General features: G+C 48.0%; 19 protein-coding genes. 4 read left to right on the top strand and 15 right to left on the bottom strand.

Annotated elements, in window-relative coordinates:
• Positions 1-16 precede the first annotated feature (16 nt).
• The 9 genes from KNP67_RS13445 to KNP67_RS13405 form a co-directional block, all read right to left on the bottom strand.
• Positions 17-1,549 carry an alpha-glucosidase gene (locus KNP67_RS13445; protein WP_214756816.1) on the bottom strand — a complete coding sequence of 511 codons (1,533 nt, stop codon included), beginning with the start codon at positions 1,547-1,549 and terminating at the stop codon, positions 17-19.
• Between the two features lie 35 nt (positions 1,550-1,584).
• On the bottom strand, positions 1,585-4,803 hold the full coding sequence (locus tag KNP67_RS15595; protein ID WP_214756815.1) for a GH36-type glycosyl hydrolase domain-containing protein: 3,219 nt from the start codon (positions 4,801-4,803) through the stop codon (positions 1,585-1,587).
• A complete protein-coding gene (locus KNP67_RS13435; RefSeq protein ID WP_214756831.1) occupies positions 4,800-6,926 on the bottom strand; it encodes a glycoside hydrolase family 3 N-terminal domain-containing protein in 2,127 nt (708 codons plus the stop codon). Before KNP67_RS13435 ends, KNP67_RS15595 begins: the two co-directional genes overlap by 4 nt.
• Positions 6,927-7,193: 267 nt before the next feature.
• The gene (locus KNP67_RS13430; RefSeq protein WP_214756813.1) at positions 7,194-7,676 is read right to left on the bottom strand and encodes a hypothetical protein; all 483 of its coding nucleotides are present in this window, start codon (positions 7,674-7,676) and stop codon (positions 7,194-7,196) included.
• A 2-nt stretch (positions 7,677-7,678) separates the two neighbouring features.
• Positions 7,679-8,134, bottom strand: a complete 456-nt coding sequence (locus KNP67_RS13425) for a hypothetical protein (RefSeq protein WP_214756811.1) — start codon at positions 8,132-8,134, stop codon at positions 7,679-7,681.
• A gap of 17 nt (positions 8,135-8,151) precedes the next feature.
• The gene (locus KNP67_RS13420; RefSeq protein ID WP_214756809.1) at positions 8,152-8,634 is read right to left on the bottom strand and encodes a hypothetical protein; all 483 of its coding nucleotides are present in this window, start codon (positions 8,632-8,634) and stop codon (positions 8,152-8,154) included.
• An 11-nt stretch (positions 8,635-8,645) separates the two neighbouring features.
• A complete protein-coding gene (locus KNP67_RS13415) occupies positions 8,646-9,107 on the bottom strand; it encodes a hypothetical protein (protein ID WP_214756808.1) in 462 nt (153 codons plus the stop codon).
• 11 nt (positions 9,108-9,118) lie between these two features.
• The gene (locus KNP67_RS13410; protein WP_214756807.1) at positions 9,119-9,574 is read right to left on the bottom strand and encodes a hypothetical protein; all 456 of its coding nucleotides are present in this window, start codon (positions 9,572-9,574) and stop codon (positions 9,119-9,121) included.
• Between the two features lie 55 nt (positions 9,575-9,629).
• Positions 9,630-10,094 (bottom strand): hypothetical protein, encoded by a 465-nt coding sequence (locus KNP67_RS13405; RefSeq protein ID WP_214756806.1) that lies wholly within the window; start codon positions 10,092-10,094, stop codon positions 9,630-9,632.
• 160 nt (positions 10,095-10,254) lie between these two features.
• Here KNP67_RS13405 and KNP67_RS13400 point away from each other — a divergent pair, with 160 nt between their 5' ends.
• The gene (locus KNP67_RS13400) at positions 10,255-11,460 is read left to right on the top strand and encodes an MFS transporter (protein WP_131472830.1); all 1,206 of its coding nucleotides are present in this window, start codon (positions 10,255-10,257) and stop codon (positions 11,458-11,460) included.
• Positions 11,461-11,474: 14 nt separating this feature from the next.
• Positions 11,475-11,906: a MarR family winged helix-turn-helix transcriptional regulator gene (locus KNP67_RS13395; protein ID WP_251130879.1), complete on the top strand. Its 432-nt coding sequence runs from the start codon at positions 11,475-11,477 to the stop codon at positions 11,904-11,906.
• A gap of 42 nt (positions 11,907-11,948) precedes the next feature.
• Here the strand turns inward: KNP67_RS13395 and KNP67_RS13390 are convergent, their stop codons facing one another.
• The gene (locus KNP67_RS13390; RefSeq protein WP_214756804.1) at positions 11,949-12,989 is read right to left on the bottom strand and encodes a flavin monoamine oxidase family protein; all 1,041 of its coding nucleotides are present in this window, start codon (positions 12,987-12,989) and stop codon (positions 11,949-11,951) included.
• A gap of 479 nt (positions 12,990-13,468) precedes the next feature.
• On the opposite strand from KNP67_RS13390, the gene KNP67_RS13385 reads away from it, so the two are divergent.
• Both KNP67_RS13385 and KNP67_RS13380 read left to right on the top strand, forming a co-directional pair.
• Positions 13,469-13,696 (top strand): hypothetical protein, encoded by a 228-nt coding sequence (locus KNP67_RS13385; protein ID WP_214756803.1) that lies wholly within the window; start codon positions 13,469-13,471, stop codon positions 13,694-13,696.
• An 18-nt stretch (positions 13,697-13,714) separates the two neighbouring features.
• Positions 13,715-13,987 carry a hypothetical protein gene (locus KNP67_RS13380; RefSeq protein ID WP_214756802.1) on the top strand — a complete coding sequence of 91 codons (273 nt, stop codon included), beginning with the start codon at positions 13,715-13,717 and terminating at the stop codon, positions 13,985-13,987.
• Between the two features lie 26 nt (positions 13,988-14,013).
• Here KNP67_RS13380 and KNP67_RS13375 read toward each other — a convergent pair whose 3' ends face one another.
• The 5 genes from KNP67_RS13375 to KNP67_RS13355 form a co-directional block, all read right to left on the bottom strand.
• The gene (locus tag KNP67_RS13375; RefSeq protein ID WP_214756800.1) at positions 14,014-14,484 is read right to left on the bottom strand and encodes a hypothetical protein; all 471 of its coding nucleotides are present in this window, start codon (positions 14,482-14,484) and stop codon (positions 14,014-14,016) included.
• A 19-nt stretch (positions 14,485-14,503) separates the two neighbouring features.
• Complete coding sequence (locus KNP67_RS13370) at positions 14,504-15,169, bottom strand: DUF3841 domain-containing protein (RefSeq protein ID WP_214756799.1); 666 nt, start codon at positions 15,167-15,169, stop codon at positions 14,504-14,506.
• 94 nt (positions 15,170-15,263) lie between these two features.
• Positions 15,264-15,572, bottom strand: a complete 309-nt coding sequence (locus KNP67_RS13365) for a nucleotide pyrophosphohydrolase (protein ID WP_034781437.1) — start codon at positions 15,570-15,572, stop codon at positions 15,264-15,266.
• The gene (locus KNP67_RS13360; protein ID WP_214756798.1) at positions 15,569-17,752 is read right to left on the bottom strand and encodes a 3'-5' exonuclease; all 2,184 of its coding nucleotides are present in this window, start codon (positions 17,750-17,752) and stop codon (positions 15,569-15,571) included. Before KNP67_RS13360 ends, KNP67_RS13365 begins: the two co-directional genes overlap by 4 nt.
• A gap of 296 nt (positions 17,753-18,048) precedes the next feature.
• Positions 18,049-19,680, bottom strand: a complete 1,632-nt coding sequence (locus KNP67_RS13355; RefSeq protein WP_214756797.1) for a restriction endonuclease — start codon at positions 19,678-19,680, stop codon at positions 18,049-18,051.
• Positions 19,681-19,812: the final 132 nt, after the last annotated feature.

Here is a 19,812-nt window from a genome sequence, read left to right as displayed (position 1 = left end):
TCCTCACTTCCTTCTGTCAAAAATTATAACATATGAACGCTTCATACGGCCGTAGCATTGGCGCCTCAACCTGCTCTGTCGAAACCAAACGTTCCCCGCAACCACTGGGCATCGGCAGCGTATCTTGAGACAAATTTGCGACGACAAGAAGTGGAGGCTCCCCATCGATGATGCGGCGGTACACATATAGCCGCTCCTCGGTCGGTACGAGTTCATAAGCTCCGTCTCGAAGCAGTCGATTTGTCCGGCGTAGCGCAATCAATTCTCGGTACAGATGAAGCAAACTCGTTTTATCTGAACGCATCGTCGCGACGTCCCTGCCTGCTTCGTCGTGAGCTGATCGAAGCCACGGTGTTCCCGTGCTGAACGAGTCCGTCCCTTCGCCCCATGCCATCGGAATCCGGGCATGGTCACGTCCTTTCATGCGAACGGCATCAAGCGTTCCACCCGCCCGCAAATAATTTAGCGTCTCGATGTCTTGATACTCCTCTGTCGCAATCATACCGTTCGTCATCCCGACCTCTTCTCCTTGATACAGAAACGGGATTCCTTTCAATCCGTATAGGAGGACCGCGAGCATCTTCGCAGCCCGCTCGTCATCGTCATACCATCGTGAAATGACACGCGGCTGGTCATGGTTATTCCAAAACAGGCTATTGCGTCCTTCCACCGCAAACGCTCGTTGCCACGTATCGAGCGTGGTTTTTAGCCTCGACGGCTCGAACGGAGCGAGCTTCCATTTGCCTTGTCCTGCCTGCTCATCGAGGGCACATACTTCAAAATTGAAGACGACGTCGAGCGAACCGTCCCGTTGCAAAGTTAGAATTTCGTTCGGAGTCAATCCTCCAGCTTCCCCGACAAGCAACAAGGAAGAGGTGTCAACTTGCGCCACTAAATCTTTCAAGTAGCGGCGCATCAACGGAAAGTCGAGCCATTGCTTTCGATGGACGTCTTTACCAATCAAATCAATGACATCAAACCGAAAACCAGTCACCCCTCGCTCGACCCAAACCGCTAAGACCGCCGCCATTTCCTTACGTACTTGCTCGTTCCCCCAATTCAAATCTGGTTGTTCCGGAGCGAATGCATGGAAGTAGTACTGGCCCCGGATCGGTGAGTACGTCCACGTCCCACCCCCGAAGAACGAGCTCCATTCATTCGGCGTATCACACCAAATGTAGAAATTACCGAACGCTCCTTCCGGGTCACGTTCGGATTGAAGGAACCACTCATGCTGATGCGACGTGTGGTTGGCGACGATGTCCATCATGATGCCGATTCCTCTGTCACGTGCTTCACGAATCAACTCGTCCATATCATCCATCGACCCGAAAAGAGGATCGATTCGTGTATAGTCTGCGACGTCATAGCCATTATCGTAACCGGGCGAGACGTAAACCGGATTCAACCAAAGCATCTCTACCCCGAGCCAGCTTAAATAGTCGAGGCGACTGATCACTCCTTGTAAATCACCGACCCCGTCGCCGTCGCTGTCTTGAAAACTCTTTGGATATACTTGATAGACCGTGCTCACTTGTTTTGCATCCATATGATCCTCCTATTAAGAAAAGGGTGACGAATTCGTCACCCCTTCACCGTAATCACTAACTCATTCTTTTCCTTGGCGTAGCGCAAAAATTCATCTTTTTCGACACGCTGTCCTGCTTCGCGGTATGGATTCGTTAGGGTGTGACCGTTCAACCTCTGACCATTCAGCGTAATACTCGGCTCACCCATACGGAACTGAACCATCGTCTCCGTACCGAACAGGCGGATCTGCACATATGTGTCCGCATCCACGATTGGATCGAACTCGACATGGGTTGTCCCGAGACGAATCCCCAGGTAGTTCGAGACGAGTTGGTTGAACCAGATTCCCGGTCCACTCGAATAAATGCGCCATCCCGCTTTCACGGGTACCGTTCCATCTTTCAAGCGGCCGAACTGTGACTCCGCCGCATAGCGGTCAGCGAAATCTCCGTCCGAACTACTGAAGTAGGCGTTTCGTTGTCTCGGTGCGGCATTCTTCACTTCATCCATCCGGACCGGGTTGATCATATTGAAAGCCGGGCGAATCTTCTCGCGTAGCCCCGCCTTCGCCAGCGCCTCGATGTAGCGGATGTGAGCATGCACGTACTGCAGCCCGATCTCACGACCAAAGTTCGCTGCCTGTTCGGCCCGCATAAAGTGACGGCTGACTCCGCCCCGGTACTCGGCAGGTCGGTTCATGAGACGGACTCCGTCCGGGAACGTCAAATGCGTGGCAATCAAATCAAAGTTGCGTGTCATCTGGTCTTGATCGACAAGTTCAGCGATGACACTGCGCGTCATTGGCAACAAGCGGTAGCGCATTGGCAGCGTCTTGTCGGACGGATGAAGCATCGTCTCGAAGCGTCCATCAACTTCTTTTAAGAATCCTGCGATAACCCCATCCCGAATCATCTCGTCTGTGAACTGCTTCCGAATTGCTTGGCTCAACTCACCTAAGCGATCTGCCAAATGTGACGCCGGCAACTGTTCGTGCAACTGACGGAACGCTTGGTACGTCAATGTGACCGTCCATGAACTGATGAGGTGACGTTTCAAATCTTCATCGGCTGGTTGGAGCGTGTCGTCCCAGTCTCCTCCACCGTAGGCTGAGAAGACAGAACCTTCGACAAAGTGATCTTCAATGAATCCAAGTGCTCGTTCCACGTGCGAATACAGTGAAGCGTCCGCTTCTGTCTTTCCGTCACGGTCGCGGAACGGAATCATTTCGTCTAGACATGTCACGTCCTCGGTTCGGGCCAAGTAATCCGACAATGCCTTGAGCGACCAAACGATGACATCACCATGGCTATCCTCTTGTTGGATACCCGCATATTCATCGAACATGAACCATTGCGGCCAATCTCCGTCCTTAAATTGATGGCTGAAAATCACAAGCAAGAGTTTTCGCGCCTCTTCAAAATGACCGGTCGCAAGCAAGAACTCCATCGGTCCTTGTGAAACGTCCCGTGTACCCCAGGCAGCTCCACCGTATTGCTCAAGGCCGTGCGGTGACTGATAGTGCACCCGCATGTTTTGAACGTACCATAGCGCTTGAATATTCAACGCCTCGATGTCAGATGCCTCGCCTTTAAGCGTGAAACCGTTCATATAGCTATCCATCCACATTCGGTAAGCGTTCCGCTCCTGCTTTTCGTCTAGCTCAAACGGGCTGTGATTCGCCAAACCAAGATGCACCGTCACGCGCTCGCTTGGTTCGTATGACATCCAAACAAGATCGTCCTCGAACGGTTGGTCGAACCAATCCGACGTTTTGAGGAGCTCAAACGGCTGATTGCTCTCGATTGCATATGTCAAATCAGGCCGTATACCGGCGCTGTCTGCCGTTTCGTCCGCCTTGAATAGGAGTCGGTTGTCCGTCTGCTCCATACGGAACGGAACGACGTACTCTTGCGTGTTCATCGCGACCTGGTGACTCATGACGAACCGTCGCGGTTGCGATGATTCGACGGTCGTCTTGATGACAGGAGCACCTGAGGCGATGGACGTACGGACGATAATCGTCTCCCCGTCCAAATCATAGCGCCATACGGCCTCGTTCAGACGCATCTCGAACAGGCTCGGCATCGTCAGCAAATGGTATGCCCCGTCCATCTCGACATAGATGCGTTGCCCCGATGTTTTCGGGACATTGAGTGGATTTCGGACGTTAGTCGTCCATTTGTTGAAGTTTGTATTGCCGTAAACGATATGCGAGTTAAAGACACCGTTCATGAATACGGTCGTGGCGAGCTTCGACTCGTCCGGCATCAGACTCCCGGCGTTCAATAAGATATTGCCGTGACTCCGCTCAACGAGGTGCTCTTTCGCCGCTAAGACGACGTGCGAACCCTCTTCTGTGAAGAAGGACAAGAGCTGTCCACCCTCTGTCTCTTCAAGTCGTCGCACCGGATAGAGGCGCTCGATTTCGCTCATTGCGAGCCCAGCGCCACTGATTGATTGGAACGATTGGCGAAGATACGGACGAGGACGTACTGTTTGTTCAACGGGTGCTCCCGCTTCAATCGTTGCGAAATGCTTGATCGATTGCTCTGTCAGCGCTTCCGGATGATTTTGAACCAATGACAATTCAAATGCGATTTCTCGGTCCGTCCCCATGTCTAACGGTTCAGTACGAAGTGTCGGCAAGGCGAACTCATATTGATAGACACGGGAAGGCAGTGCACCGTCTAGTCCTGCGGCTCGCCCGGTCAATTTATAGGATGTGCCATACACGTCAAAACCATCCGTCGCATATTCTGCGATAGCTCGGGACGACGTCATTCGAATCGCTGGGAACCCGGTCGACTGCTTTTGATTTTGGCGCGCCATCAGCGCCGTATCCGTCTTCATATAGTCGATATACTGGGCCATGTAAGCTTCGTTCGTGCGAACACCGCCTTCATCAGCGAGTCCGAGATCTTGGACGTACGTGACGTCGAATTGACCTGTCCCTTCGAATGTAGCGTCAAAGCGAACGCCGTGGTCGCTGATCGTCCCTCGTACTTCATAAGCAAACTCCGGATAGTGTCCTGACCAAACGATTTCCTGACCAGAGGCCGCGAAATCACTAGGTGAATGCAGTCCCAGCAACGGCCGGGCAACTCCGCCCTCATGTCGGACATAAAGGTTTGCCATCGAGCCGTCGAATGGATGATGGATTAACTGATTGACCATGATCGGTCCGGTTTTCAATTGGCGGATGTCTCCCATCGGAGTGAGCGAAAGGCTCACGTCTCCGCATGTTAGTGTTGTCTGTTCGGTTAATACATTCACGTCGTACACCTCGTTTTTGTTTTTAGTTCAAAAGATTTTGCCAATACGTCACGGCTGTTCGGGCCCACAAAGAGCGTAAACGTTCCCGGATCGGCGTCAAACGAACCGTTCGGCTGAAGATAGTGGAGCATATCTCCTTCAACGGTGAACGTCACCGTCACGGATTCGCCGGCTTTGAGGGTCACTTTCTCGTACCCTTTCAATTGTTTGACCGGCCGTGAGACTTTGGCTATGTTGTCTTGGATATACCATTGGACAATTTCATCTGCCGTCGTCGCCCCATCATTTCGAATGACGACAGTCGCCTCGACGATGCCGCCTGTCACGTCTTTGACGATGAAATCGTTGTAGCTAAACGTTGTGTATGTCATTCCATATCCGAACGGGAAGAGCGGCTCGTTCGGTGCGTCGAGATATTTGCTCGTGTAGCGTGGATCAGCGTGTTCGATGTCTGACGGACGCCCTGTCCGCAACGAGTCGTAGCGGATCGGTACTTGGCCGACGTTATAAGGAAACGACATCGTCAGTTTCCCCGACGGACTGACTTGCCCGTATAATAAGTTCACAAGCGCCGAACCAGCTTCAGTGCCCGGATACCAGGCCTCGAGCACCGCATCCGAATGTTCGACGACGTCGCGCAGATCGAGCGGACGGCCATTGAATAAAATTGTCACGATTGGTTTCCCGAGTGCCTTTAGACGCTTAAGTCCTTCGCGCTGTGTCTTCGGAAGACGAATGTCCGTACGGCTGCCGGCTTCACCGCTCATCCACGAGGCTTCGCCAAGCGCCAAGATGACGACATCCGACTGTTCTGCGATGCGGCAAGCCTCCGTCCAATCAATTTCTTTTTCGACGGTCGATCCTTCCGCAAACACATAAGGAATTTCAGCCCGGTCAAATGCTTGCCGCAACGTCACGGCCTCTTCTCTTTTCCCATATCCGGCCCACGGGCCAAGCACGTCGTTCGAGTCGACGAACGGTCCGATGAGCGCGACACGTTGCTTTTGTAACGGAAGGACACCATCATTTTTCAAAAGGACCGCACTCTTTTCTGCCAGACGACGCGCCTGATCTCGATGCCCATCTGAAAGGTGGAGCGTTGTCTCTTTCGCTTGATCAATCCCTCGGTAAGGGTTGTCGAATAAACCCAACTCTTCTTTTAGCGTCAAGATCCGCAAGACCGCCTCATCCAGTAAAGCCTCATCCACCCCATCTGCAAGCATCGCTTCCAGATGATTCGTGTATGCGCCCGACATCATATCGATATCAACGCCAGCTCGGAGTGCGAGTTCGCCCGCATCCTTCAGCGTCTCGGCGACGCCATGATGGATGAGTTCTTTGATTGCCGTCCAGTCCGAGATCAATACACCTTCGAAGCCCCAGTCACTGCGGAGGATATCCCGCATGAGATATTCACTAGCCGTGGCCGGAACACCATGGACGACATTGAAACTCGTCATTACCATCTTCGCCCCCTCTTCAAGGGCTCGTTTATAGGCCGGCAAATGGAACTCACGCAGCTCGCGGTCAGATACATCGACCGTATTGTAGTCGCGTCCTCCTTCCGGCGCGCCATACGCCGCGAAGTGCTTGACGCAGGCAGCCAACGTATCGTCTCTCGTCAAATCGTCCGACTGGTAACCGCGGACGAACGCCGCCGCCATCTCGCCGTTCAACCACACGTCTTCTCCGGTCGATTCCATGACACGTCCCCAACGCGGGTCGCGTGACAAGTCAGCCATCGGAGAGAACGTGACGTGTAGACCGGATGCCGTCGCTTCAATCGACGAAGTGCGTGCCATTCGTTCGACCTCATCAAGATCCCAAGAACAGGCCATCGCGAGCGGGACCGGAAAAATCGTCCGGTGACCGTGGATGATGTCCGCCATGAACAAGAGCGGGATGCCGAGTCGATTATGTCGCAAGTAACTTTCCTGCAACTTTTGCGCTTGTTTCGCGTTGCTGATCCCGATGACCGATCCGATGTTCCACCGATTCTCATCGGTGATGCCGTCTTCTTTCAACAACTCCGCAATCGGTCCGGTGATCACATCTTGCTCATCATCCGAAAAAATGGATGGCAGTGTCTGAACAAGCTGTCCCACCTTTTCAGCCACTGTCATCTCCTGCACTAATTGTGTCGCTCTCATTCCATCCCGCCTTTATCTATGATTTGTAAATCGAAACGTTTCACCTGTGTATACCAAAAGTATAAGCGCTTACAAAAAGAGATGCAATGGTTAATCGAAACGTTTCTATAAAAAGTATTAATTTACTGCAAATGATCATCTTCAGATTGAAATACACCTCACTCAACCATTTCGAACTGAATATACTTTAGATTCCCGTTGCCCCGAATCGTTCCATAAAAAAATGAGCCCTGACTTATGTCAATGACTCATTTTCCCGGCTTTATTTCGTCGCACTTTGGCTTTATTGAATGATTTAGAGGTTACATGCTCTATGTCAAAATCAAGAATAGCTCGATTGACTATATGCGAGAACAGCACTCCACCAATCACGCCAATCACCAAGATGGGTCCAAGTGTCCAAATCGTGATGAAACCGGTGTGATAGCAAGCGAACAGACACAGGAAAAGCAAAAAGATGAACCATTCGACGATGAAATCACTATAAATCCAGCGCCGATAGCGAGGATCTGGATTAAATGTCAGCAATAGTTTTGTCTTCCTCCATTCGACGCATAGTTGCGGCAAGTACAGCGCGAACACGATCAACGGTAAGTAAATCGATGTCTGATAAGAGATGAACGCGACGACGATGAGGTTAAAGAAGAGGCCCCAGTAGCGCCAATGCCACGTCGCATCGTCGTGTGCGAGCAATAAATCGATCCGTTCTTGTTTCGTCGACATCTTCATAGCAATCCCCTCGCCGTTGCCAATTCAGAGCGGACCGGTTGAGCTGCATCTGCGCTTTGAACCGTTTCATTGAAGCGTTTATACAGAAGCGGCAACATGACGGCAATCCCAATGACGAGAACCCACGTCCACCAAGGGGCCACCAGTTTATAACTCGCCACGCTACCGACGATGAAGACGTAGCATCCGCTTAAAATCCGGTAGACATTCCGCGTCGCCATTCGTGCTCCGCTTTGATCGGATAGACGAGCAAACGTCTCACCTTCTTTCAGCAAATACACGATTGAACCGCTGGCGAAAAAACCCATCAACCCTAAGCCGACCCACCAAATATGATCCGCGAGCAACGTGACAAATAAAAGTCCAGGTACGGGCGCGAACATCACGTCTCGTCGCCGCTTCCTTTGCTCACGGTATCGGTTCATTTCGTCAATCCGTTGTTGTTTCGTCATACGATTCCATTCCTTTTCTAATCATTGATTCCGTCAAGACGACGTTTCAGCTTCTCGCGATTGGCTTTGGCCAGCATGTTCGACGTGACGTGTTCCGGGTCGAGTTTGAGCAGTTTTCGATCGATCCACAGCGGTAACAAGACAGACGGTGGTGCCCCGATGACCACCGCCCACATCAACACGTCCGGATGGATCTGTCCCGTTAAAAACAGTGCGATCAGACTGAACAATAAGATGAACGTGAAAACGAGTAAAGAAAACTGTAGCTTAATGAGACGGCGATACGTCCAGTCATCATTAAACCGAAGATAGAGGACTGTCTGTTTCCATTCGAAAAACAACGTCGGGATGAGACTGGCCACCGCAATCACGCCAGAGTAAGTCGTCTGCATCATGAAATAGAGTGCACTCACAAAGATGACGACACTGCTCCCAATCATAAAACGACGATACGTCGTGTTGATTTGTAACAACGCTTCAGTCCGGGCTTCCCTGTTCATCTCGTACCTCCTCAGTCTCTGACGTTGTCGAGTCGAATCTCACGCAGCATCGGATGCTCCGGGTCGATGTCGGTCAATTGCTCGTCTTGTTTTCGAATCAAACGGTAGCCACCGTATAGTACACCAACTGCCACAGCTAATATCCAGGCGAACATCCAACCAAGGTTAAGCGTCAGCGCAAACGATAAAATGAATACGACGAACAGCGCAAAGACAAATCCGTTCCGACGGGCGATGATGATTTTGGCATCTTCTCGCTCAGTCAACTCGGTCTCGACTCGGTTCGCCTTGAAGAAGATTCCTCCCAGCAGCAAGAGACAGGCGAGTACGCCGGCCACGTACCAACCATTCCATGAATCCGATTGAATCAATCCGACGAGACAAAACACCATCGGAAACGTGAGCAGACTTTGAAGAACAGCCGTCTTTATATTGGTTTTATAAATCAGATTGATGCGTTCTTGTTTGTTCATCGAATCCCTCCTTAAAAGCTTTCCCGTTTGACGTCGCGACGCCTCGGTTGCTGGGGATCAATCCGTTTTACTTTCTCATCAAGCAGCCGTTCGACAATTACCAGCGCCAACGCTGCAAGGGAGAAGATGAAAAATGGGACCCAACTGATTGTTTCGAGCTTCAAGAGCAACGGGAAAAACAAACAGCTGAAGACAACCATCATGTAGTCGAACACATATTGAATGTGGATGACCCGCTTCGCTCGAATGTGGTCTGTGAAACTGCTCATGAATCGACTTTCCCGCCCAATCATCACGCCGTACGCCAACAGCGACACGACCATCAAACTTCCGTATACGAGCGATTGTGTCTCAGTTTGCAGAAAGAAGAAAAGCAATACCCCAACCGGAATCGCAAAACCGAGTCGTACGAGAAGCCATTTCCGGTTTGCGGTAACCATTTGCTTCAAACGCTGATGTTTATTCATAAGCTACCCCTTTAATTGTGATGGACTCACACGCTAACCTCGTGTCTTTTCAACCTCACCATGTGAATCTCGTACGTTGAATCTCGCGACGAGTCGGTTGTTCTGTATCCATCCAGCTCAACTGTTGATCGAGTTTATGCTGCGTAAACCAGATTAATGCGCTGCCACTGACGAATAGAAGGAAAGGAATCAGGTTGGTCAGGATATTCAGTCGCATCATCATCGGAAAAATCACGGCCATCATGATGACGAACAAGTAATCGAGTTGATATTGGATACCGATCACCTTCTTCGCTTGATCATGCGCCGTTAATGCTCTGACGAAGCGCGCTTCCCTCATAAACAAAACACTTGCCGCACTGGTCAACGATAGAAGGAACGCTGCTATAATCATCGGTGAGCCTTGCGACTGTAAAAAGTAATAAACGAGCACACCGGTCGGAAGGGCGAAGGCGAGCCGTAACAACATCCACTGTACATTCATTTGTTTCACGCTATGTAATCGTTCTTGTTTACTCATCTCATTCACCTCTTAACTACCTATACGGTTTTTAACGAAAAAAGTTCCGTTTTTTTACAATTACCTTGTAGTAGCCAACTCGCTTGACGAACCCGTGACTTCGCTATATAGTTTAGTTAACTTAACTATATTAAAAGGCAGAAAGACTGAGGTTTTCTTTATGAATTTGCTACAAAATCCACGCTTCGTATTCACGTGGTTATCCGGCATGACGCTCACGCTCGGCTTCTCGATTTTCTTCTTGAGCGTGTCGTGGCTCACAATCGATGTGCTGAAGCAACCGGCCCTCCTCGGGATTATCATGACCGCCGTCTCATTGCCGCGCGTCGTGATGATGATATTCGGCGGTGTGTTCGCCGACCGATTCCAAAAGAGTCGGCTCTTGTTTTTGACGAACCTCGGGCAAGGTCTTCTCATGGTCGCGGTCGTGGCGCTCCATCTCGCGGACGCATATTCGGTGTTCGCCTTGATTATGATTTCTATCGTGTTCGGACTACTTGACGGCATGTCCTATCCGGCGTTGTCTTCTTTGATCCCGTCGCTCGTCAAACAAGAAGAGTTGCAGCGTGCCAATTCGCTCTTCCAAGGGACGCTCGAGCTCATGTTCGTGTTCGGACCGTTCCTCGCCGGTGCCTTACTCACATGGGGCGGCTTCGGGCTCAGCTTTGGGACGGCAGCCGTCTTGATTTTCATCGCCGCTCTCTTGATCATGCCACGCTTGATTCGTGACTCCATCCCCCTCGCCCGTGCCATGTCGCTCAGTCATGTCATCGTCGATTTGAAAGAGGGCATCCGTTACGTCTCGAGCACACCAATTTTACGGAGTGGAACGCTGTCGATCGCCATCGTCAACTTGTTCGTCATGGGACCACTCATCATGAGTATCCCGATTCTCGTCGGTGAACGGGGCGGGAATGCGTTTGACTTGAGTCTGATTGAAGGTGGACTTGCTATCGGGACGTTCGCCGCGAGTTTTCTCGTCCTGTTGTTCCGCTCGGTCCATCGGGGACGTTTCGTCTTCCGCGTCTTGTTTTTGACGATTGGGGCCTTCTTCCTCTATACGCAGGCGCAATCCATCACGCTTCTCGCCTTGGCTGCGGCTGCGAGCGGATTCATGTTGATGCTCGTCTACTTGCCGACGGTCACACTCATGCAAGAACATAGCGACCACGACAAAATCGGACGCGTCATGAGCATCATGGCGCTCGCCGCATCGGGACTAGAACCGATTGCGTTCGCTGTCCTGTCGATTTTGGTCGCCCTGGCCGTACCGATTCAAACGTTGCTCATCTCATTTGGTATAATCGGATTAGTATGCAGTATCGTGTTATACGTGCGGAGCCAGACGTTCCGTGACACGCGATGAAAGGAGAACGACGATTGAATGATACACGCAAACAACAAGTCATCGAGATGTACCGTCAAATTGACGAGCTCGACTTGTTGTTCACCAAATATTTTACCGAGTTGAACGAATTCGAACTCAGTTACCAGCAAGAACAGATGTTGCTCCTGTTCAAACGAAAAGACACATGGACGACGACCGAGATTGCGACAAAGATGAATATCTCGAAGAGTGCGGTCAGCCAAGTGCTCAAAGTGCTCGAACAGCGTCGGTTCGTCCAGAAAGAGAAGAACCCGGACAACTTGCGCGAGAGCTTCATCCGTCTCGGTACAAACGGTTTAGAGTACTCGAAACAAATCGATGCGATCGAGGAACGCCTCGCTGAAGAGATGTTCTCCGTGCTCGAAGACGACGAGATGACGATGATCAATCGTTCGCTCGCGCTGATGATCAAGAAGTTCAAATGAAAAATGCGTATCGTCCCGTCTCGGGATGATACGCATTTTTGGTTAGAGTTTCTCGACGACACGTTCCGCTGCCCGGAGCGCGCCTTCAATGTGACCGCCGAACAAGGAGTCCGTCTCCGTCCCAGCGAGTGAAAGCCGTCCTTCCCAAGCTGGGTCGAACGCGATCGGCTGATAGACAGGGAAGTCGGTCAACGGCACCCCATCTTGAACAGTGGCCGTATGCCGGTCACTCGACCAATCGACGTATAAGACGTCTCGCGGCTGTCTCGCCTCTTCCCCGAACAGGCGCACGAGTTGATCGATGACGCGACGATTCAGCTCGTCCCGGTCGAGTACCGAGCGTTCGGCAGCAGACAACCGAAAGAAGCCGAATAACGCGGCCAGTCCGCCCGGTTGTGAGGCGTCATGAATCTCCTGCAACACCCCGGCCCAGCTCATGCCTTGACCAGATTGACCACTGTCTCGCCAAAACGGGCGGTCATACACGGCGAGTACTTTCGCTTGCCCGGCCATCCAGGTCGGAGTGTCTGCCAGCTTCGACTTCGTCGTTTCAAACAGTTCCGGGCGAAACGAGATGCGTGAGACGAGTCGTGGCGGGATGGCTAAGATGACGTGTTCGAACGCTGTTGTCTGTCCGCCTTCGAGCTCGACCACTATCTCGTCTTCCGCCTGTTGAATTGAGGTGACGGTCGACTCGAGTTGAATTGTCCCTGCCGGTAGTGTCGAAGCGAGCGCTGTCGTCAAGCTGGCCATGCCCCCGACGAGTCGCATCGACGGGACGGTGTGGCCAGGCGGGAGCGTATGGCGTTCGATGACACCGAACTGCCGCTCGAGCATCAAGTCACCGGTCGTGTGTTGAGAAAACGTCTGGAGGCCGAGGCGTTCGATCAGCTGGGTGATTGTTGTCTCTGTCTCTGGCCAATACCAGGTAGGACCGAGGTCGAAACCGTCATGGCTTAACACCCGTCCCCCGATACGGTCACGCGCCTCGAACACGGTGACGTTATAGCCTTTCTCAGTGAGGAGCGACGTGGCATATAACCCGCTCGCGCCCGCTCCGATGATGGCGATTGATTTGGTCATATAAATACTCCTTCTCTATACGTGGTGCTCCCATTATACTGAAAAAGATGCATCTATATGATTTGAGCGAATCGCTCGGGAAAGGGCGTTGCGACATGAAGCGTTTCTTCTATTACATCTTATTTCCTTACATCTTGTTAATGCGAGGGTTATATCGGTTTATTAAAACGGAAGGTACAATGTTTTATGCATTCATGTTGTTCTTTGTCCCTATCCATATCCTCATAATTGGCTATAGCCTTCCAGTGTCGCTATTACTAGAAACCTTTTTTATGATTTATCTTTCGGCAGGATTGTTTACGCCGATGTATTACTTCGAATCTGATGTGAAGCGACGACGCACAAAACCGGGATACGTTCCGATTGATGAAACCAAATAGCGTATTAAAACGTATTCAATTAGAAAGGATACGTTTTTTTGTTTCTTATATCGATTAAAAAGCAGAATCCGTAGATTACATAAAGGGGAGGAAGACAGAATGAACATAGCATTCGTCTCGTTATTCGGCTTATTGGTGACATTCTTGCCAATTATTTTAGCCATCACCGTCATCGTGATGGTCATGAAATTTATGAACCGTTATGAACAGCGTGCTGATGAACGGCTTGAGCTTGAGCGTCAAGTAGCCGCTCGTCAACAAGAGCAATTCAACGTGTTAGTAGAACGACTCGATCAAATTGAAGAGAAGATGGAGACTCGCCCGTAAATCGAAAGGAGTGTTTAAATGGATTGGACCACGATCATGTTGACTGCCTCATTGATCTTGAACGCCTTCTTGCTCAATATCATTGCGCAACAAGCAAAAGAGATTAGTGCATTGAAACGAAAACAACTCCATACAGAACCAATCGTGCAAGATGCTGAGTTTCATGCGTTAATTAAAGAAAAGATTGATACGATTGGAATGATTCCGACCGTGAAATTCTTGCGTGAGACATATGACCTGTCGTTGCTTGAAGCGAAACAATTGGTCGATCGGGTAAACGAAAGGGAGTAGCGCGCGCTACTCCCTTTTTCCAGCTTTTATGAGTTGAAGTAACCGACTTTTCCTCTGGCGTACACTTTGTGCGTCACGTGCTCAGGGTCAACTTTGCCGAGTCTTTGATCGAGCCGAGACGACGCAATGATTCCGATTCCATAAGTACCGGTTGCGACAACCGTCACACTGATTAGTTCCGGATTGAGCAGTAGCGTCAAGATCAATACAACATATGCTCCAATCAGTCCAAATGCTGTCCACCATTCGAGACGCACAAGCCGCTTATACTCAGCGGACTGGTTGAAGCGCAGCAATGTGTTCGTCCGAGCCCCTATTTTCACGAGACCGACAGATGGAAACACTAGAAGGAACCAGATGAATTCAGCGAGACGACGTTCGCCAATCATCATCAAGGTCACACTGATTCCTGTAATCAGTGCAAACAGAATGATTGCCTGACGGGTCGAGCGCTTGCCGCTTTCATACAAATGATTGAACCGTTCGCGCTGCGTCATGGAACCAGACTCCTTTTGTTCAACTAATTTCTTTCAACCCAGTTTGGTCTCGCCACTGGAACGGTATCGATTTCTTCGAACCAAGTCGATAGCCGAGACGCCATCCCAATCCTCGAATCCGGTCCACCCAACTGTCACTCAAGTCTTGAAACGGCATGACGGCCCGGACGTGATGCAGCTCGATGCGATGAATCACGTATTGATAGCTAGGTGCCGCTATCGACCGATTGACTGCCATCTTTTCGCACCACTTCTGGTCAAAGAGTTTCTCCCAAGACTTTCGCGTATACGCTGGAGTGGGTTCTTCCTCGGTGTCGAATGCTTCGGCTGTATCAAATAAAGTAGAGTTGTGTAGAACAAAATCCCAAAATGAAATTTCCGAAGCCAACACTTGATCATCCGGTAATTCAACCGTCAACACCACACCTTTATTCCCCGATCCAATCCCTTTGCCGGTGCCTAGGTCAGGAAACTCGTCCCGACACCAAACCGGATAGTTTCCGTTTAGCGGATTTCCAATTCGTTGCTCATATTGTTCAACCATCCAGTCATAAGCCGGTTTGAAAAATTCGAATCCTTCGTCATTGAACATGGCGTAGCGAGGATCACCTTGTAGATACCCTCGCTCCAATGCTACTTTCCAAGCGTCTTCATGCTGATACGTATAATAGATGCCCATATTCATTAACCCTCTCCAGACTTATTCTTTCACCACTTTATCCGATTTCACATCAAGAAGTAGTGAAAATAATGGTCAGGGTTAATCGGTCGATTACAACTTAGGCGTTCGGACTCGGATACTTCACCGCATTTTTCTCGAGCTTCTCTTCAATCGCCTGCGACACATCGATTCCTGCCGCATGGGCGAACGTCAACGCGTAGATGAGGACATCCGCGAGCTCTTCTTTCATCTCGACGTGTTTCGTCTCGAGCGCTTCTTCACTCGACACCCATTGGAACAACTCCAACAGTTCGCTCGCCTCGAGCGATAACGATAATGCCAAGTCTTTCGGGTTATGGTGGAACGCCCAATCGCGCTCGTCACGGAATTCAATCACTTTGTCCATCAATCGTTGTACTTCGTTCATGTCTGTAACTGCTTTCTCTTCCTATGGTGAAACTGTATACTTTTGAACAACGTTGAGTATTCTTCTGTTGTATGAATTACTACTTCATGCAACGCTCGAGTCAACGAGACATACAACCGTCGCGCTTCCTGTGGAAATTCAGGGTAGTTATCTTGATTAACGTCCATTAAAAGTACTGCATCAAATTCCATACCGCGTAAATAGTCTACTGTAGAAATAACGATGTCTTCTCCCACTTTAGTGGTGTCAGACAAAATTAATTGGGTAGTTAAATTAAGTTTCGCATGTAAGAACTGTGCACGTTCAAGTGTTGGTGTGATTATACAAATCGTAAATTGCTGTTCTCGCCAGCGAGCCAGCACTTCTCTTATCTCTCGACTTTTCTTCGTGACTAGAAATTCTATAGGTTGCCCATCTCGATTAAATGGATCAATCCATGTCGTATCGTGATCTGAGTCATACAGTATTTCTTTAGCAAAATTAATAATTGGTTTCGTCGTTCGGAATGCTTTAGTTAAATACTCTATGTGCCATTTTGACGTTCCATTAGTTTGAATCGCATCCCACGACTCCATGTCGAACTCTTGATAACTTTGTAACATATCCCCGAACACGGTCATCCCGTGGCAGATTTTCTCAAGCACCATTAAATCGAGCGGACGAAGCGTCTGTGCTTCATCAACGAAGAGATGGCTCCATTTTTCAGGATATCCGTTCGTTTCATAATGAAGATACATCCAAAGGAAGAGATCTAACCTTGTCGGAGATTTATATTTGTGCCATGCCTTCAATAGAGTCTCATCAACGTCTACTTTCATATGGTCAAGCATCAATGGATTTTTTAGCATTTTCCAAACCGTTTCGGCATCAATTCGTAAAATATCACTCCAAAAGTTTAAAAACGCTTCTCGTTCTTTCTTTTCGGATAGTAATCGATTTTCAAAACTCTCCTTCATCAACTCACTTAATTTTTGACGCTTTTCATCATACAAATATTTTGTCCACGTCGAAGCTGTTTCAATATATTCTTGTTCGTAATCTTGTTTATTTAAAATATGAATTTTTTCAAGTTCACTTCGAATCGTTTGGAGAATCCGCAATCTCCTTTCGTGAAACGTTCCTTTTCCTGACATCCAGATATCAATTGCTCTCTCATGTAAGTTGACTAACTCATGAATTGGTTCATAACTAAAAAGCGTTTCACAGATGTCTTCGTTCCATTCTGCCAACGCCTCATCCACCCACTTGATTAAATGGCTTGATTCATATAGCGGAAGCAATTCCAAATGACCGTTCTGATTTAAAAACTTTTTGTTCAATTGAACCGCAAAATCATCAAACGCCATTGTCGACACCGATTGAATTTGTAAATGCTCCGCGTCCTTCAACAGTTGATGAATAGTCGCCTCATTCGGAGCCAAATAAAGCATCTTCCGACGCTCGTCTTGATACTGCAAATAAGACATACGATGTAGCGCCGTCAACGACTTCCCCGTCCCGGCCGCCCCTTGGACAATCATATATGTATTCACTGGTGCCTGGATGATGTGGTTCTGTTCGGCTTGCCTTGTCGCAATGAATCCATCAATGGATCGGTCTTTTTGTTTCTTTGTCAACTCCTGCTCCATAAAACTCTCTTCTGGGACGTCAGGCACCGTCGAAGGCTTTTTGAATGTCGACTTAATTTGTTCGGTAAACCGTTTCGTCAATGAGCTCGATTGCCGTTTTGGAGCACGACGATGATTTGCCTGAATGACACGTCGTTGTCTTCGATCAAGCTCGAGCTGTGTCATTCCAACGATATCACCACCAGGCGTCTCAATCGTCTCTCCATTAAACATGGACGCACGCATCGCCATCTCACTCCGCCAGTCTAGAACGAGCGGAATCTCAGGTGAACGAGGGTGCGCCACTCCGAACTTCCCGACCGGATAAATCTCTTCTTCGCCTTCGTCCTCAATCACGAATGTGAACGAATACAACTCTTTCAACGCGTCTTTGTACCGTTGTCGCTCCTGTGCACTTTCTGATTGACGTGAATGCCCCCGCATGTCAATCATTTCATAGTCGCTTGACTCAAGACCTGGTTTGTCACCAGCCGTCTTCCCATTTAGATGAGATTCAATGACCATACAAAAATGATCAAGTCGTTGCTGTTCACTTTCTAAAACTGCCTTCATACCTTGCACCCCTACGTCATTTGATATCCTCATTTTACCAAATAATGCATCTTATCGATTTTTCAATATTTATAAACTAGGTGAATTCTTTAAAATGAGATGAAAAATAGTAGTTCAAATTTCTTGATTTATGAATATCAATCATTCTATTTTCTAATTACAAGTTGCTGTACATAATAACTAAAAAACTGGCATCGAATAACGATTCGACACCAGCAGAAAGTTAACTGATTATAGCTAAGGGAGAATATCTTGCTTAACTTCTATATCCGTGATTACCTGTCAGTATCGCTGTACTACATTCTGTTTTTTTCGTTCTTTGCTGCATGCAAATCAATAATCGCTTTATGGCCATGATTTTCTAACAAATATAATAAGTTACTGCCATTTAACAATGTTAATGGCTTATCCTTAACAAAGTTATAGGCATCAGGACCATAGTCTGCAGTAGATACTAAAATCCCTTTAATAGCACCTTCATTCATCACTGTCCCGTATAAGTCACGAACAGCAGACACTCCTACAGTATTTGTGTACCTTTTTGCTTGAATAACTATCTTACCTCCCCGCAAAGGATCTGGGTCAAATGCTATTGCGTCAACTCCACCATCTCGACTTGCTTGTGTGATTCTTACTTCTCCACCATTTTTACTAAACTCTTTTTCAAATATTTCACGAATCAGATGTTCGAAATCCTGCCAATCCATAGAAGCTAAATTTGTTGTTTCTTCTAATTCGTGAATTGTATCCTTACCTTCCATAATCCTATTATCATTCCAGTCCATTTTAATGACCGGTGCGACTGCGGTGAGAGAATAAAGTTTACTACTACCGATTCCTTTCAACTGTTTAAAACATACGTTAGGATTGACCATCTCTAAATTGATATCTAAAAATTCTTCTCGAGACACAAACAAAGAAGATATGCATAACGTCTCTGTCTTTCCAGTTCCTGTATTAATAGAATCCACATAACCATTAATAGCTACAGATTCAATATCGTGTCTCTCATCATATTTAAAAATCAAATGAATCATGCTAAGCAAATATGAATACAGTAGCCGGTCATAGAGTTCATTTAGGTATTTTTCAGATAACCGAACCTCTAAAAAATCATCTCCTTCAACCACATACTTAACCTCTTTAACATTCGTCATGTCTTTAACTGTCGGTAAATACTGCTCAATATAAAGAGTTTTTGTCTCCTTCAAATACTTGGTTGTACGTTGGATTGGGATATAATCCAGTAAAATAAAATGATTTAATATAAAGTCAAAGTAAGACTCTATACTCTCATCTCTATAAAATTTATAGTCTTCAAAAACCTTGTGTACATGATTGAATCTCTTTTGTTCTGCTTTTTCAAAAGCTTCTTTTTCCCGACTCCATTTTTGGTACTTCTCTCGATATTCGCTTAGAGTTTTCTCGTTCCTTGCATCGATTTCATCTTTTTCCGCTAACCAAATATTTTTTTCTTTATTGTATCTAAGCTGAGCTTCTTGTTTCTTCCCTGGTGCCAAAAACGGAAGTAACTCCTCGATAAAGTTATACATAGGTTGATAAACTTGAGCTGAGGGATCAGGTGCATTCCGAACTTCCTCGAGAGTTGGAGAAGAAGGCTCTTTCATAGTAAAAGTTTTTAGAGTGAGATTATCTTTTAAATTTTCATTGCGTGCTCGTTTGATTACACGCTGAAGATAGTCTTCTGCAACCGTTCTCTCATCCTTCAACTTTTTTGACATTAACTGTGCAATCGCTCTTCTGTTAGTTTTTTGTTTCAATTCCTCTTGTTTTTTTATCACTTTATTCCACTGATCTTCCCAAATCTTTAACTGCATTTCCGCTTTCTGATCAATTTCATACATAGACTTCCCTCTGATTATTCGAAATTTACGTAAGCCGTCGTGACGGATTTCTCGCTCATACATAAGGAAGCTCCTTTCATATCATTTGTTTCTTATATTCCCTGTAAATTACTCTTTTCACGAAATTGAAGATAGAATTTTTATAATCATGTCCTAATTACGCACAAAGGATATTGTTTATAAATATTCTTCAAA

It is taken from the genome of Exiguobacterium sp. s157 (assembly GCF_018618205.1).
Lineage (GTDB): Bacteria > Bacillota > Bacilli > Exiguobacteriales > Exiguobacteriaceae > Exiguobacterium > Exiguobacterium chiriqhucha.
Note: the sequence above shows the minus strand (reverse complement) of the source record. Positions and strands in the feature narration are given on the sequence as shown.